The 14,488-nt window shown below is 65.6% G+C and carries 12 protein-coding genes; 7 read left to right on the forward strand and 5 right to left on the reverse strand.

The genetic code is table 11. From position 1 onward, the window contains the following. Nucleotides 1-246: 246 nt before the first annotated feature. Together H162_RS0123175 and H162_RS0123180 are read left to right on the forward strand one after the other, a co-directional pair. Complete coding sequence (locus H162_RS0123175; RefSeq protein ID WP_020655874.1) at nt 247-726, forward strand: carboxymuconolactone decarboxylase family protein; 480 nt, start codon at nt 247-249, stop codon at nt 724-726. Nucleotides 727-770: 44 nt separating this feature from the next. Beyond that, nucleotides 771-1,181, forward strand: coding sequence for a cupin domain-containing protein (locus H162_RS0123180; protein WP_020655875.1), 411 nt, complete (start codon nt 771-773; stop codon nt 1,179-1,181). 10 nt (nt 1,182-1,191) lie between these two features. Here H162_RS0123180 and H162_RS0123185 read toward each other — a convergent pair whose 3' ends face one another. Together H162_RS0123185 and H162_RS0123190 are read right to left on the reverse strand one after the other, a co-directional pair. Beyond that, entirely contained in the window at nt 1,192-2,184 is a 993-nt protein-coding gene (locus tag H162_RS0123185; protein WP_020655876.1) for a GlxA family transcriptional regulator, read from the reverse strand. A gap of 112 nt (nt 2,185-2,296) precedes the next feature. Next, entirely contained in the window at nt 2,297-3,232 is a 936-nt protein-coding gene (locus H162_RS0123190; RefSeq protein WP_026354980.1) for an AraC family transcriptional regulator, read from the reverse strand. Between H162_RS0123190 and H162_RS0123195 the strand changes: the two genes are divergently transcribed. The 3 genes from H162_RS0123195 to H162_RS0123205 all read left to right on the forward strand — a co-directional run bounded on the left by H162_RS0123195 (nt 3,231) and on the right by H162_RS0123205 (nt 6,501). Beyond that, nucleotides 3,231-4,337, forward strand: a complete 1,107-nt coding sequence (locus H162_RS0123195; protein ID WP_020655878.1) for an aldo/keto reductase — start codon at nt 3,231-3,233, stop codon at nt 4,335-4,337. The genes H162_RS0123190 and H162_RS0123195 overlap by 2 nt on opposite strands. A gap of 92 nt (nt 4,338-4,429) precedes the next feature. Beyond that, nucleotides 4,430-5,518, forward strand: coding sequence for a DNA polymerase IV (gene dinB, locus H162_RS31685; RefSeq protein ID WP_267872160.1), 1,089 nt, complete (start codon nt 4,430-4,432; stop codon nt 5,516-5,518). Between the two features lie 86 nt (nt 5,519-5,604). Beyond that, on the forward strand, nt 5,605-6,501 hold the full coding sequence (locus H162_RS0123205; protein ID WP_020655880.1) for a recombination-associated protein RdgC: 897 nt from the start codon (nt 5,605-5,607) through the stop codon (nt 6,499-6,501). 148 nt (nt 6,502-6,649) lie between these two features. Here H162_RS0123205 and H162_RS0123210 read toward each other — a convergent pair whose 3' ends face one another. Continuing rightward, complete coding sequence (locus H162_RS0123210) at nt 6,650-7,135, reverse strand: asparaginase domain-containing protein (RefSeq protein ID WP_020655881.1); 486 nt, start codon at nt 7,133-7,135, stop codon at nt 6,650-6,652. A 137-nt stretch (nt 7,136-7,272) separates the two neighbouring features. On the opposite strand from H162_RS0123210, the gene H162_RS0123215 reads away from it, so the two are divergent. Further along, a complete protein-coding gene (locus tag H162_RS0123215) occupies nt 7,273-8,052 on the forward strand; it encodes a hypothetical protein (protein ID WP_026354982.1) in 780 nt (259 codons plus the stop codon). Nucleotides 8,053-8,071: 19 nt separating this feature from the next. Here H162_RS0123215 and H162_RS0123220 read toward each other — a convergent pair whose 3' ends face one another. Further along, nucleotides 8,072-9,061 (reverse strand): D-2-hydroxyacid dehydrogenase family protein, encoded by a 990-nt coding sequence (locus H162_RS0123220; RefSeq protein WP_020655883.1) that lies wholly within the window; start codon nt 9,059-9,061, stop codon nt 8,072-8,074. A 348-nt stretch (nt 9,062-9,409) separates the two neighbouring features. On the opposite strand from H162_RS0123220, the gene H162_RS0123225 reads away from it, so the two are divergent. Further along, entirely contained in the window at nt 9,410-11,275 is a 1,866-nt protein-coding gene (locus H162_RS0123225; protein ID WP_020655884.1) for a phosphoenolpyruvate carboxykinase (GTP), read from the forward strand. 93 nt (nt 11,276-11,368) lie between these two features. On the opposite strand, the gene uvrA is transcribed toward H162_RS0123225, so the two are convergent. Continuing rightward, nucleotides 11,369-14,218, reverse strand: coding sequence for an excinuclease ABC subunit UvrA (gene uvrA, locus H162_RS0123230; protein WP_020655885.1), 2,850 nt, complete (start codon nt 14,216-14,218; stop codon nt 11,369-11,371). Nucleotides 14,219-14,488 lie beyond the last annotated feature (270 nt).

The following is a 14,488-nucleotide window of genomic DNA, read 5'->3' on the forward strand; positions in this document are numbered from 1 at the left end:
AGTACTGGTGGCGCGATAAGTCCATAGTAGTAACGAAGCCCGTTTGCGTAAATGACAGAAATCCCGGCATTCATGCCAGAGCCCGCCAAGCCCCGATTGGTGCCTGCCATGCACCAGTGTGCAGCCTTGCGGACGTCTACCGGGAACAGGCGCCGCTTCCTACACTGGCTTCATCTTGCGATAAACGCAAATGGCGCCTCAGCCGAACTGAGGAAGGGCTTCGTGCCCGACAACAGGAGTACATGCATGACCCAGCGCATCAACTACATGGAACAGTCGCCGGAACTGTTCAAGAAGTTCCTCGATTTCAACAACGCGATCAAGCAGGGGGCGATCGAAGCATCGATCCGCCACCTGGTGGCGATCCGCGCCTCGCAGCTCAACGCCTGCGGCTTCTGCCTCGACATGCATGTCAAGCAGGCCCGCATCGACGGCGAGCGCGAACTGCGTATCCACCACCTGGCGGCCTGGCGTGAATCGACGCTGTTCGAACCGCGGGAACGCGCTGCGCTGGCCTGGACCGAAGCCCTGACCCACCTGCCCGCGCTGGGCGTGCCGGCCGACCTGTACGACCGCGTGCGCGGCCAGCTGTCGGAAAAGGAATTGTCCGACCTGAGCTTCACGGTCATGGCCATCAACGCCTGGAACCGCATCAATGTCGCCTTCACGACGGTGCCGGGCTCCTACGACGCCGCGTTCGGCCTGCAAAAGGCCAACCTGGCTTGATTCATCAACCGGCCCGCGGCGCGGGCCGCAACAGGAGAGATACCATGTCCTTCATTCGCAGCATGAGCAGCGCGGTCGCCCTGGCGGCCGGCCTGCTCGCCACCCAGCATGCCGTCGCGGCGTCGGACGCGGTCGTGGTCAAGACCCTGACGACCCAGGCGATGCCCGATATCCCGGGCAAGGAAATCCTGATGATCACGGTCGACTATGCGCCGGGCGCGGCCGACCCGGTGCACCGCCATGACGCGCATGCGGTCGTCTATGTGCTGGAAGGCTCGATCGTGATGGGCGTCAAGGGCGGCAAGGAGCACACGCTCACCGCCGGCCAGACCTTCTACGAAGGCCCGCAGGACCTGCACACGGTCGGACGCAACGCCAGCAAGACCAAGCCGGCGAAATTCGTGGTGATGATGGTCAAGGACGTCAAGAAACCCTTCTTCATTCCGGTGAAGTAAGGGCGCGGCCTCAGGCGTGCTGGCGCCGGTAGGCGCTGGGCGAGAGACCGAGGTTGCGCTGGAAGCTGGTGCGCATGCGGTCGGGATCGCCGAAGCCGCAGGCCTGCGCGATCTGCTCGAGGTTGCGGTCGGATTGCTGCAATAGCCGGCGCGCCGCGTCCAGGCGGAACTGCTCGATCGCCTTGGCCGGCGTGCGTCCGGTCTTCTGGCGGTACACGCGCGCGAAATTGCGCGGGCTCATGCACGCCTGCCTGGCCAGCCGCTCCACGCTCAGGTCCGCGCTGGCCAGGTGGTCGGCGATCCAGCGGTGCAGCCCGTCGAACTGGGCGCCGTCCCCGGCCTGCAGCGCCAGCCGGTCGCTGTGCTGCGGCTCGCTGCCGGCGCGCCGCACGTAGATGACGAGTTCCTGCGCCACCAGCATCGCGATCTCGTGGCCGTGGTCGGCCTCGACCATCGCCAGCGCCATGTCGATGCCGGTGCTGACCCCGGCGGAGGTCCAGACCGGATCGTCCCGCACATACACCGCTTCCTGCTGCACATTCACATTCGGGTAGCGGATGGCGAGCCGGTCGCACACCGCCCAGTGCGTGGTGGCCCGGTGGCCGTCGAGCCGGCCGGCCGCGGCCAGCATGAACGAGCCGGTGCACACCGAAGCGATGCGCCGGACATCGACGCCGCGCAGCCATTCGATCAGGGAGTCCGCGCCGAGCAGGGCGCTTTCGATATCGGTCGCCCCGGGCACCAGCACCGTGTCGGCCTGGAAGCCGGGATCGCACAGGCTGGCCACGGCCAGTACCGTGCCTTCGGCCGTGGTGACCGGAGCGCCGTCGACGCTGGCGGTCACCAGCGCATAGCCGGGAAGGCCGCGCTGCTCCAGGTGGCGCGAGGCGCACCAGAATACGGTCTGGGCGCCGGCCAGGTCGAGCATGCAGGTGCCCGGATAGACGGCAAACACGATGCGCCGCACCGTGTACGCTGGCGGAGTGTCATGGGCCGTCGTCATTTATCTTGTCTTTTCGTCCATCGATGCACGGCCAAAGGAATGTACGTACACCAATCATTATAGAGCTTCCCTGAAGAACTTACCTAAGGTGCATAAAGTTCCGGCGACCTCCTCAGCGGCCCTCCGGCCGCATGCTGCGGAACTGGCCCGGCGCGCAGCCGGTGCTGCGCCGGAACGCGGCGCTGAAGGCGCTTTCCGAGGCATAGCCGAGCCGGTAGGCCAGGGTGGCTACCGGCAGGCCTTCTTCCAGCAACGCCTGGCGCGCCAGGCGCATGCGCCACTGCTGCAGGTAGTGCAGGGGCGTGCTGCCGACCAGCTGGCGGAAGCGCAGGGCCAGCGCCGAACGCGACATCGCAACCTGGCCGGCCAGGTCCGCCACGGTCCAGCGCCGTGCCGGCGCGCCATGCAGCAGGCGCAACGCGGCGCCGATCTTCGGATCGGCCAGCGCCGCCAGCCAGCCCTGGGGCGCCGGGTCCTGGCTGCGCAGCGCCTGCACCAGCGCGATGCGCGCCAGGGCGCCGGTCAGCGCGTGCTGCCCGGGCGCGCAGGCGTGCGCTTCGTCGCGGTACAGCGCCAGCAGGGTGTGCAGCGCCGGGGCTGCCCTGGACGCGGCGGGCACCAGCAGTTCCGGCGGCACGACCTGCTCGAGCAGGTCGCGCTGGCACGCATCGAATTCGAAGCGGCCCGCGATGATCTCCAATCCGCCTGGCCCGCCCCAGCTGATGGCGCCGCCGGAGCAGGGCAGGGCCGCGACATGGGCGATCCCGTCCGTCGCCGGCAGCGCCGGGTCGGTGCTCGCGACATACGGACGGCCGCTGCGCATCAGGAGACAGTCGCCCGGCGCCAGGCGGTAGGGCGCGGCGTCGCCGTCGACGTGGACGTACAGGACGCCACTGCGTTGCGCGATGAACTTCAGGTAGGAATAGGCGGGAAAGCGCAGTGCCCACGGGCCGCCGGCGGCCATGCGCAGCGACGCGCCGCTGCGCACCCGGAGCACGGCCAGCACGTCGGAAAGGGGATCGGCATCGTGATCTGGACGGTCGCGCATGAAGGATGGACTGGGCAGCATGGTGGGCCGGACCGGCGGATTCTACACTTTCTTCCTCGAATTCACCGGAGACCACTTCATGCAATACCGACGACTCGGCAATACCGGCATCATCGTTTCGCGCCTGTGCCTGGGCGCCATGACCTTCGGCGGCAAGGCCACGCCACCCTACGACAAGGTGGGCGGACTGGACCTGGCCGCGAGCGGCCGCCTGGTCGACATGGCGCTCGACGCCGGCATCAACTTCATCGACACCGCCAACGTCTACGCCGACGGCGAATCGGAATCCCTGCTGGGCCAGGTGCTCGAAGGGCGCCGCGAGCAGGTGGTGTTGGCCACCAAGTTCCATGCGCCAATGGGCAAGGGGCCGAACGACGCCGGCCAGTCGCGCCTGCACATGACGCGCGCCCTCGACGCCAGCCTGCGCCGCCTGCGCACCGACCACGTCGACCTGTACCAGATCCATAACTTCGACGATCTCACGCCGATGGAAGAAACCCTGCGCGCGCTCGACGACGCGGTCCGCGCCGGCAAGATCCGCTACATCGGCTGCTCCAACCTGGCCGGCTGGCAGGTCGCCAAGGCGCTCGGCCTGTCGGCGCTGCACGACTGGTCGTCGTTCGTCTCGGTGCAGGCCTGCTATTCGCTCGCGGTGCGCGACATCGAACGCGAGATCCTGCCGCAGGTCGAGGACGCGCAGCTGGGCCTGATGGCCTGGAGCCCGCTGGCGGGCGGCCTGTTGTCGGGCAAGTACGGCCGCGACGGCAGTACTGATCCGGACGCACGGCGCCTGCACATCGCGTTCCCGCCGGTTGGGCAGGAGCATGGCCTGGCCGTCATCGATGCGGTGAAGGCGGTCGCGGCGCGGCATGGGGCGACGCCGGCCCAGGTGGCGCTGGCCTGGGTGCTGGCACAGCCGGCGGTCACGAGCGCGGTCATTGGCGCCCGCCGGCCGGAGCAGCTGCTCGACAACCTGGCGTCCCTCGAGCTGGTGCTGGATACGCAGGACCTGGCGGTGCTGGATGCCGCCAGCGCCGCGCCGCCGTCCTATCCGGCGTGGATACGGGCAATGACGAACACGCACCGCGAGGGCTTCTTGCGTTGAATTGAGCGGAGTTGGCTTGCATCAATCCGGTTTTCGGATGATACTGTATGCAATTACAGTAGTCGGCGCCCGCGAGGGGCGGCCTCGCCAGCGTGAACGCCCCGGTCCGGAAAATCATCCACTGCGATTGCGATTGTTTCTACGCATCCGTCGAGATGCGCGACGATCCGTCCCTGCGCGGCCGTCCGCTGGCCGTGGGCGGCCGTCCCGACCAGCGCGGCGTGGTCGCCACCTGCAACTACGAGGCGCGCCGCTACGGCATCCATTCGGCCATGGCCACCGCCCAGGCCATCAAGCTGTGCCCGGACCTGCTGGTGCTGCCGCCGGCGATGGAGAAATACCGCATCGCCTCGCGCCAGATCATGGACATCTACCGCGACTACACCGAGCTGGTGGAACCGCTCTCGCTCGACGAGGCCTACCTCGACGTCACCAGTTCGCCGCACTGCAAGGGCAGCGCGACCCTGATCGCCCAGGAAATCCGGCGCCGCATCTTCGAGACCGTGGGCATCACCGCCTCGGCCGGCGTGGCGCCGAACAAGTTCGTAGCGAAGATCGCCAGCGACTGGAACAAGCCGGACGGCTTGTTCCTGGTGCGCCCGAACGAGGTCGACGCCTTCGTGGCCGCGCTGCCCGTCAAGAAGCTTTATGGCGTGGGCAAGGTCACGGCGGAAAAGCTGAACCGCCTGGGCGCCCAGACCTGCGCCGACCTGCGCGGCTGGAGCATGCAGAAGCTGCAGGAGCATTTCGGCAGCTTCGGCGCCCGCCTGTACGACCTGAGCCGCGGCATCGACAACCGTGAAGTGAACACCTCGCGCGAGCGCAAGTCGATCAGCACCGAGGAAACCTATACTCCCGACGTGCCCGACCTGGCCGCCTGCCTGGCGCTGCTTCCCGATCTTTATGAACACCTGCTGGGACGCATCAAGCGCGCGGGTGCGGAAAAATTCATCAACAAGTTATTTGTGAAGATCAAGTTCAGCGACTTCCAGCAGACCACGGTCGAGTGTGTTGGCTATGCGCCACATATTCCGACCTATGCCCGCCTGATGGAAACCGGCTGGCAGCGCGCCAGCCGTCCGGTGCGCCTGCTGGGCGTCGGGGTGCGGCTGGGCGAGGCCGAGACGGTCGAGCAGCTGCGCTTGTTCGACGATGCGCTGGACAACTCGACAATAGAATAATTTTTCGACTTTCTCGCTGGCGCGGATTGCCGCTGAGCAGCGTAGAATGTCGTTCCCTTGAAATACTGAAACAAAACGGAAAACCTATGTGGTTCAAGAACCTTCAGATCTATCGCCTTCCCGCCCCTTGGGCCTTCACTCCTGAACAGATGGAAGAGGCGCTGCAATCGCAGGCCTTCGTGCCCGCCAGCAGCAATGAGCTGCTGCAGCAGGGCTGGGACTCGCCGCGCAACAATGGCAAGCTGGTCCACGTGGTCAACAAGCAGATGCTGATGATGCTGGGCACGGAAAAGAAGCTGCTGCCCTCGACGGTCATCAACCAGGTGGCCAAGGCCAAGGCGGCCGAGCTGGAAGAGCAGCAGGGCTTCCCGCCGGGTAAGAAGGCGATGAAGGAACTGAAGGAACGCGTGGCCGACGAACTGCTGCCGCGCGCATTCTCGATCCGCAGCAATGTCTGGGTCTGGATCGACCCGGTCAACGGCTGGCTGGTGGTCGATGCCGCCAGCCCGTCGAAGGCGGACGACGTGATCAAGCTGCTGCTCAAGGCGGTCGACCGCATGCCGCTGGAATCGCTGCGCGTGCAGCGTTCGCCGGTGGCCGTGATGACCGGCTGGCTGGAAGCGGACGAAGCGCCGTACGGCTTCACGATCGACCAGGACACCGAACTGCGCGCGACCGGCGAGAGCCGCGCCGCGGTGCGCTACGTCAAGCACACGCTGGAACCGGACGACATCCGCCGCCACATCGCCGCAGGCAAGCAGTGCACCCGCCTGGCGATGACCTGGAACGACCGCATCAGCTTCGTGCTGACCGAATCGCTGGCGATCAAGGGCGTCAAGCCGCTCGACGTGATCAAGGAAGGCGAATCGCCGACCTACAGCGACGACGAGCGTTTCGACAACGACATCGTGCTGATGACCGGCGAGATGGCCAAGCTGCTGACCGACGTGGTCGAAGCCCTGGGCGGCGAAGCCAAGGCGTAATGCCGGCGCGTGCGCGCTGCGCACGCGATCACCGCGGGGGCGGACCAGCCGCCACCCCAGGGGATGCTGCGGCGGCCTTACCGCCGCCTGCTCCCGCATCACTGCGCCGACGCGGCTTCCGCGCGCGTCACGCGTCCAGGAACCCTGCTTACAATTGCTGGAACACGCCGGCGGCGCGGTTCTTCTGCACATTATCCCAAGGGAAGACCTGGCCATTCATCGCGACATACACGCCGGCCGGCAGGACCTGCGCGACGCCGCAGGCGAAGCCGAGGTTGAACAGCGCGTCCGAGTTCGCGATTTCGTAAGGAATCATGGCGCCGGTCAGCACGATGGTCTGCTCCAGCCGGGCCGCGCCCAGCACGGCGGCGGTTTCGCGCATGGTGTCGGTGCCGTGGATGATCACGACCGCCTTCTCCGAAGCATCCTGGCAGGAGGCCAGCACGCGCTGGCGGTCGGCGTCCTGCATGTCGAGCGAGTCGAGCAGCGGCAGCACGTCGAGCGTGACGGGCACCGTCATGCGGCTGCGTTTGACGACCTCCGGCAGGTGGCTGTCGGCGAAGCCGAGGACGCCGTTCAGTTCGTTGTAATGTTTGTCGAAAGTGCCGCCGGTGGCGATGAGTCGCAAAGTCATGTTGGTTTATACACGCGATGAAAAAAGGTGGCTAATGATAGCCCCAAAGGGGTATGTATCGACATGTGTCTGCGCTAGAATCGGCCGGATCGGATGAGTACACTGATCGACTTCCACCTCTTCTTCTACGTTTCCCCATGAAAGCAGTCGCCCCTGGAACCGTCATTTTCCACCGCCATCGAGGCTATGGCGTGATCACCCACGTCAACTTGCTCACCGGCTGGATTTCGGCGCGTTTCGGCAGCGAATCGCGCACCCTCGACCTGAACCTGTCGAGCGACGAGGTGCAGCATGCGGATGGCGAGCCGATCCTGTTCCGCCGCGCCCCGCCGGACCGCATGCCGCATGCGCGGCTGATGGCGGTGGTGCGCGAACTGCACCAGGCGGGCTACCAGAAGCTGTACCTGTATTCGTGGCCGAAGCCATCGGGACTGCACTGGCGCTGGCACATCTTCACCGGCCCGCGCACCTGGATGCAGCGCACCTGGCGCGAAGGCTGGTATGGCTCGGGCGCGGAGTACAACAACAACCCGGTGATGGGCTGGGGCGATACGCCGGGCGCGACGACCGATGAGCTGATCCATGCGCTGGCCAGGTTCGATCCGCAGGGCCTGGCCCAGGCCCTGGGGCGCGATGAGGATCATACGGCGTGGTTCGCCCAGGCCTGCGAGGTGCTGTTGCCGGGGTACATGTACAGCCTGAACATGGAGCGGCCGGCGGGTGGGGGACTGGTCGAAGCGCCGCCGGTGCCGGTGGTGCCGGTGCGGGCAGGGCTGAAGCCGTATGCCGGGCCGGATATCGGCTGGCCGCCGGGGTGGGCGGGCTTGTGGACCGGCACCCATGTCATGCCGGCGCGCAAGATCAGCCTGAGCGGCGAGCCGGAGCCGCAGCCGCCGCGCGAGCAGTCGCTGCGCTGAAAACGTCGGCGCAAAAAGCCTACTGCTCCAAGGCATCCGGATTCAGGATATTCGTTGGCTCCCCAGCCGCAAACCGGACCACGTTCTCGAACGCCGCCCTGAAGTAAATCTCATAGCTGTCCTTCTCCACATACCCCAGGTGCGGCGTCGCCAGCACCGTCGGAATCCGCAACAGGGGCGCATCGGGAGGCAAGGGTTCGCTGCTGAACACATCCAGCGCCGCCCATCCCGGCCAACCCTGCTTCAGCGCCTCCTCGAGCGCTCCTTCCTCGACCAGTTCCGCCCGGCTGGTGTTGACGAACAAGGCATCCGGCTTCATGCGCGCCAGGTCGCCTGCCGTGACGATGCCGCGCGTCCCTTCCGCCAGCCGCAGGTGCAGGCTCAGCACGTCCGCCTGCGCGAAGAATTCCTCGCGCGATGCCGCCGCCTCGAAGCCATCGGCCACTGCCGCCTGCCTGCTGGCTTCGCTACCCCACACCAGCACGCGCATCCCGAAGGCCCTGGCATAGCCCGCCACCATGCTCCCGATCTTGCCGTAGCTCCAGAGCGCCAGGGTCCGTCCACGCAGCACCCGGCCGAGGCCGTTCAGCACCGGATTGATCGACGCCGTCTGCCACAAGCCATCCTTCAGGTTGGCGGCATACGGCACGATCCTGCGGCTGGCCGCCATGATCAGCGCCCAGGTCAGCTCGGCCGGCGCGACCGGCGAGCCGACCCCCTCGGCGATGGCGACGCCGCGCTCGGTGGCGGCCTCCACGTCGATGTGGCCGCTGACCTTGCCGGTCTGCGAAATCAGCTTCAGGTTCGGCAGCCTGGCCAGCAGGGCGCGCGAGACCACGGTACGTTCGCGGATCAGCACCAGCGCGTCGTAGGACGCCAGCCGGATCGCCAGCTGGCCCAGTCCGCGCACCGAGTTATTGAAGACCTTTACCTCGTGGCCATCCAGCAGGCTGAAGCACTCGAGGCCGCGCACCGCGTCCTGGTAATCGTCGAGAATCGCAATTTTCATGTGTGTTGTCAGAGTGTAATCATTCGATCGTAAGGAAATAACAGGATCAGGTCGAAGCTTGAATAGCCTACTACATTCGTCAAGTATTTTTCCTACTTTTTTGTAGTGTAAGAAGTCCTGTCCGGCTCCGGCAGGTGTACAATCGGCCCAGAACTTGAGGGTTTGACACGCACCCGCGCGTCTCGACCCAGCTGCACCGTTCCCAGCCTCGCCATGAGGTTGTCGACACGACCGCCGTACCGCCGATCCCCATGAGGGACTGGATGCCTGCCGACAGGCCCGGCCAGACGACGATCCTGCCGTGCCGGGACAAGAAAGAATTCTCAATTGGCATTGGAGGTACTCCCTATGAACCAGCCCGTGATGGGCGGCGTCGCCGCACTGAACGTTCCAGCTTACATCAAACACCAAAAGCTCATCAATTGGGTGGCGGACATCGCCGCCCTGACGAAGCCTGACAGCATCTACTGGTGCGACGGTTCCGAAGAAGAGTATGACCGCCTGTGCGCCCAGATGGTGGCTGCCGGCACCATGAAGAAGCTGAACCCGGCCAAGCGCCCGAACTCCTACCTGGCATGGTCCGACCCGTCGGACGTGGCGCGCGTCGAAGACCGCACCTTCATCTGCTCGGCCACCAGGGAACAGGCCGGCCCGACCAACAACTGGACCGATCCGGCCGAGATGCGCCGCACCCTGAACGGCCTGTTCGACGGCTGCATGGCCGGCCGCACGCTGTACGTGGTGCCGTTCTCGATGGGCCCGCTGGGCTCGCCGATCGCCCACATCGGCGTCGAACTGTCCGATTCGCCTTACGTCGCCGTCAACATGCGCATCATGACGCGCATGGGCAAGGCCGTGTACGACGTGCTGGGCGCCGATGGCGACTTCGTGCCCTGCGTGCACACCGTCGGCATGCCGCTGGCCGCCGGCCAGCAGGACGTCGCGTGGCCGTGCAACGCGACCAAGTACATCGTCCACTACCCGGAAACCCGCGAGATCTGGTCCTACGGCTCGGGCTACGGCGGCAACGCGCTGCTGGGCAAGAAGTGCTTCGCCCTGCGCATCGCCTCGAACATGGGCTACCAGGAAGCGCAAGCCGGCGGCACCGGCTGGCTGGCCGAGCACATGCTGATCCTGGGCGTCGAATCGCCCAAGGGCGACAAGAAATACGTGGCGGCGGCCTTCCCTTCGGCCTGCGGCAAGACCAACTTCGCGATGCTGATCCCGCCGAAGGCCTTCGACGGCTGGAAGGTGACCACCATCGGCGACGACATCGCCTGGATCAAGCCGGGCCAGGATGGCCAGCTGGTGGCGATCAACCCGGAAGCCGGCTACTTCGGCGTGGCCCCGGGCACCAACGAGAAGACCAACCCGAACTGCATGGCCTCGCTGCGCGAGAACGTCATCTTCACCAACGTGGCGCTGACCGAAGACGGCGACGTGTGGTGGGAAGGCATGACCAAGCAGGCGCCTGATCACCTGATCGACTGGCAGGGCAAGGACTGGACCCCGGCGTCCGGCACCAAGGCTGCGCACCCGAACGCGCGCTTCACCGTGGCCGCGACCCAGAACCCGGTGATCGACCCGGCCTGGGACGATCCGGCCGGCGTGCCGATCTCGGCCTTCATCTTCGGCGGCCGCCGTTCGACCACGGTGCCGCTGGTGACCGAGGCGAACAACTGGGTGGAAGGCGTGTACATGGCCGCGACCATGGGCTCGGAAACCACCGCCGCCGCCGCCGGCCAGATGGGCGTGGTGCGCCGCGATCCGTTCGCGATGCTGCCCTTCATCGGCTACAACATGAGCGACTACTTCCAGCACTGGCTCGACATGGGCAAAAAGGTAGCTGCGAACAATCCGGCCGCGCTGCCGAAGATCTTCTGCGTCAACTGGTTCCGCACCGACGAGCAGGGCAACTTCGTGTGGCCCGGCTATGGCGACAACATGCGCGTCCTGAAGTGGATCCTGGACCGTGCCGAAGGCAGCAGCGGCGGCGCCGAGCACCTGTTCGGCACCACGCCGAACTATGGCGACCTGAACTGGGAGGGCGTGGAGTTCACCGAGACGCAGTTCGTCCAGATCACCTCGATCGACAAGGACGCCTGGCGTGAAGAGCTGACGCTGCACACCGAACTGTTCGACAAGCTGGCCTACCGCCTGCCGCAGGAGCTGGTGGCGACCAAGGCCAAGCTGGAGAAGCAACTGGCTGAGTGAGGGGAGAGACCGCTGATAAAAGCGGCGTAAAAAAAGAGACAGGGGCAGTGCCGATGGCACTGCCCCTGTTTCATTTGATGGCCACCTTGCCGCTTATGCCTTCAGCAGCGGCTTCAGGTACTTGCCCGTCACGCTGGCCTTGTTCGCCGCCACGGCCTCCGGCGTGCCCGAGGCCACGATCGTGCCGCCGCCGGCGCCGCCTTCCGGCCCCAGGTCGACGATCCAGTCCGCCGTCTTGATGACGTCCAGGTTGTGCTCGATGATGGCGAGCGTGTTGCCCTGGTCGCGCAGGCGGTGGATCACCTTCAGCAGCAGGTCGATGTCGGCGAAGTGCAGGCCGGTGGTCGGTTCATCGAGGATGTACAGCGTGCGTCCCGTGTCGCGCTTGGACAGTTCGAGCGACAGCTTGACGCGCTGCGCCTCGCCGCCCGACAGCGTGGTCGCGCTCTGGCCCAGCTTGATGTAGCCCAGGCCCACGTCCAGCAGGGTCTGCAGCTTGCGCGCGATGACCGGCACCGGCTTGAAGAACTCGTGCGCGTCCTCGACCGTCATCTCCAGCACCTCGGTGATGTTCTTGCCCTTGTACTGGACTTCCAGGGTCTCGCGGTTGTAGCGCTTGCCGTGGCAGACGTCGCACGGCACGTACACGTCCGGCAGGAAGTGCATCTCGACCTTGATCACGCCGTCGCCCTGGCAGGCTTCGCAGCGGCCGCCCTTCACGTTGAACGAGAAGCGGCCGGCGCTGTAGCCGCGTTCCTTCGCGGTCGGCACCGTCGCGAACAGGTCGCGGATCGGAGTGAACACGCCGGTGTAGGTCGCCGGATTCGAGCGCGGGGTACGGCCGATCGGCGCCTGGTCGACCGAGATCACCTTGTCGAAGTGCTCCAGCCCGTGGATCGCGTCGTGCGCCGCCGGTTCGGTCTGGGAACCGTACAGGTGGCGCGACAGCGCCGGGTACAGCGTGTCGTTGATCAGGGTCGACTTGCCCGAACCGGACACGCCGGTCACGCAGGTGAGCAGGCCCACCGGCAAGGTCAGGCTGACGTTCTTGAGGTTGTTGCCGGTCGCGCCGGTGATCACCAGCTGGCGCGCGGCGTCGGCCTGGGTGCGCTTCTTCGGCACCTCGATCTTGCGGCGGCCGTCCAGGTACTGCGCGGTCAGCGAGTGCTTGTTCTTCATGATCTCCTTCAGCGAACCGGAGGCGATCACTTCACCGCCATGCACGCCGGCGCCGGGACCCATGTCGACGATGTAGTCCGCGGTGCGGATCGCATCCTCGTCGTGCTCCACCACCAGCACGCTGTTGCCGATGTCGCGCAGGTGCTTCAGGGTCGCGATCAGGCGGTCGTTGTCGCGCTGGTGCAGGCCGATCGACGGCTCGTCCAGCACATACATCACGCCGGTCAGGCCGGAACCGATCTGCGACGCCAGGCGGATACGCTGCGCCTCGCCGCCGGACAGGGTGTCCGCGCTGCGGTCGAGCGACAGGTAGTCGAGGCCGACGTTGTTCAGGAACTTCAGGCGCGACACGATTTCCTTGATGACGCGCTCGGCGATGTCCTTCTTGGCGCCCGACAGCTCCAGCGTATCGAAGAACTCGAGCGTCTCGCGCAAGGGTTTATCGGACACCTCGTAGATGGCGCGCTGCTGCGCCCCCTGGCCGATCTTCACGTAGCGCGCCTCGGTGCGCAGGCGCGCGCCATCGCAGGACGGGCACTTCTTCTCGTTGATGAACTTCGCCAGCTCTTCCTTGACCGCCATCGAGTCGGTCTCGCGGTAGCGGCGCTGCAGGTTGTTCACCACGCCTTCGAAGGTGTGCTCGCGGATCACGGTGCGGCCGCGCTCGTTCACATAGCTGAACGGAATCGAGGTCTTGCCAGAGCCAAACAGCACGGCTTCCTGCGCCGGCTTCGCCAGCTGCTCGAACGGCTTGTCGAGGTCGAACTCGTAGAAGGCCGCCAGGTTCTGCAGCATCTGGAAATAGAACTGGTTGCGGCGGTCCCAGCCCTTCACGGCGCCGGACGCCAGCGACAGGTGCGGGAAGGCCACGATCCGCTTCGGATCGAAGAACTCGATATGACCCAGGCCGTCGCACTCGGTGCAGGCGCCCATCGGGTTATTGAACGAGAACAGGCGCGGCTCGAGTTCCTGCAGCGAATAGCCGCAGACGTTACAGGCGAACTTGTTCGAGAACACCGTTTCCTTTTCGGTGTCCATCTCGTAGGCCACGGCGCGGCCATCGGCCAGGCGCAGGGCGGTCTCGAAGCTCTCGGCCAGGCGCTGCTTGATTTCCGGATTGACCTTGACGCGGTCGATCACGACGTCGATGGTGTGCTTCTCGGTCTTCTTCAGCTTCGGCAGGTCGTCGATCTCGTAGATCTTGGCCGCGTTCACGCCGCTGGCGATGCGGAAGCGCACGAAGCCCTGGGCCTGCATGGCCTGGAACAGGTCGCCGTGCTCGCCCTTGCGGTTGGCCACGACGGGCGCCAGGATCATCAGCTTGGTGCCTTCCGGCATGGCCAGCACGGTATCCACCATCTGCGACACGGTCTGCGCGGCCAGCGGCTCCTGCGGGTGGTCCGGGCAGTAGGGCGTGCCGACGCGCGCGTACAGCAGGCGCAGGTAGTCGTGGATCTCGGTGACGGTGCCGACGGTCGAGCGCGGGTTGTGCGAGGTGGCCTTCTGTTCGATCGAGATGGCCGGCGACAGGCCTTCGATCAGGTCGACGTCGGGCTTTTCCATCAGCTGGAGGAACTGGCGCGCATAGGCCGAGAGCGACTCGACGTAGCGGCGCTGGCCTTCGGCATACAGGGTGTCGAAGGCGAGGGAAGACTTGCCGGACCCCGACAGGCCGGTGATGACGATCAGCTTGTTGCGCGGCAGGTCAAGGTTGATATTCTTCAGGTTGTGCGTGCGCGCACCACGAATACGAATTTCTTCCATTAAGTTTTTGCTGGCTTTCAATTAGTTTGTAGGGCCAGCGCACGAGACTGTCGCGGTGAGCGGGCCGATCGGGGAGAACCCATAAGTGTAGCGTGTTTTTCTTAGTGCTGTACATCCATCCAGCAATTGATGGGCTGGCCGTGAATGTTTTGACATGCCGTCCAGGCAAGTCCGCGTCGGCAGCCAACTGCTGGGCCCGCTTTATGTGGGCCGTTTCCCCTGCTGTTCAATGACAAAGGGTCCAGGAACCGCAAATAAATGCGCTGGAAA

This window comes from Massilia niastensis DSM 21313, assembly GCF_000382345.1.
In the GTDB taxonomy this organism is placed as follows: Bacteria; Pseudomonadota; Gammaproteobacteria; order Burkholderiales; family Burkholderiaceae_D; genus Telluria; species Telluria niastensis.

Excerpts from the sequence above, each read along its gene's own strand:
- H162_RS0123175 (WP_020655874.1), top strand. The coding sequence starts at position 247 with ATGACCCAGCGCATCAACTACATGGAACAGTCGCCGGAACTGTTCAAG.
- H162_RS0123180 (WP_020655875.1), top strand. The coding sequence starts at position 771 with ATGTCCTTCATTCGCAGCATGAGCAGCGCGGTCGCCCTGGCGGCCGGC.
- H162_RS0123185 (WP_020655876.1), bottom strand. The coding sequence starts at position 2,184 with ATGACGACGGCCCATGACACTCCGCCAGCGTACACGGTGCGGCGCATC.
- H162_RS0123195 (WP_020655878.1), top strand. The coding sequence starts at position 3,231 with ATGAAGGATGGACTGGGCAGCATGGTGGGCCGGACCGGCGGATTCTAC.
- H162_RS0123190 (WP_026354980.1), bottom strand. The coding sequence starts at position 3,232 with ATGCGCGACCGTCCAGATCACGATGCCGATCCCCTTTCCGACGTGCTG.
- H162_RS0123205 (WP_020655880.1), top strand. The coding sequence starts at position 5,605 with ATGTGGTTCAAGAACCTTCAGATCTATCGCCTTCCCGCCCCTTGGGCC.
- H162_RS0123210 (WP_020655881.1), bottom strand. The coding sequence starts at position 7,135 with ATGACTTTGCGACTCATCGCCACCGGCGGCACTTTCGACAAACATTAC.
- H162_RS0123215 (WP_026354982.1), top strand. The coding sequence starts at position 7,273 with ATGAAAGCAGTCGCCCCTGGAACCGTCATTTTCCACCGCCATCGAGGC.
- H162_RS0123220 (WP_020655883.1), bottom strand. The coding sequence starts at position 9,061 with ATGAAAATTGCGATTCTCGACGATTACCAGGACGCGGTGCGCGGCCTC.
- H162_RS0123225 (WP_020655884.1), top strand. The coding sequence starts at position 9,410 with ATGAACCAGCCCGTGATGGGCGGCGTCGCCGCACTGAACGTTCCAGCT.
- uvrA (WP_020655885.1), bottom strand. The coding sequence starts at position 14,218 with ATGGAAGAAATTCGTATTCGTGGTGCGCGCACGCACAACCTGAAGAAT.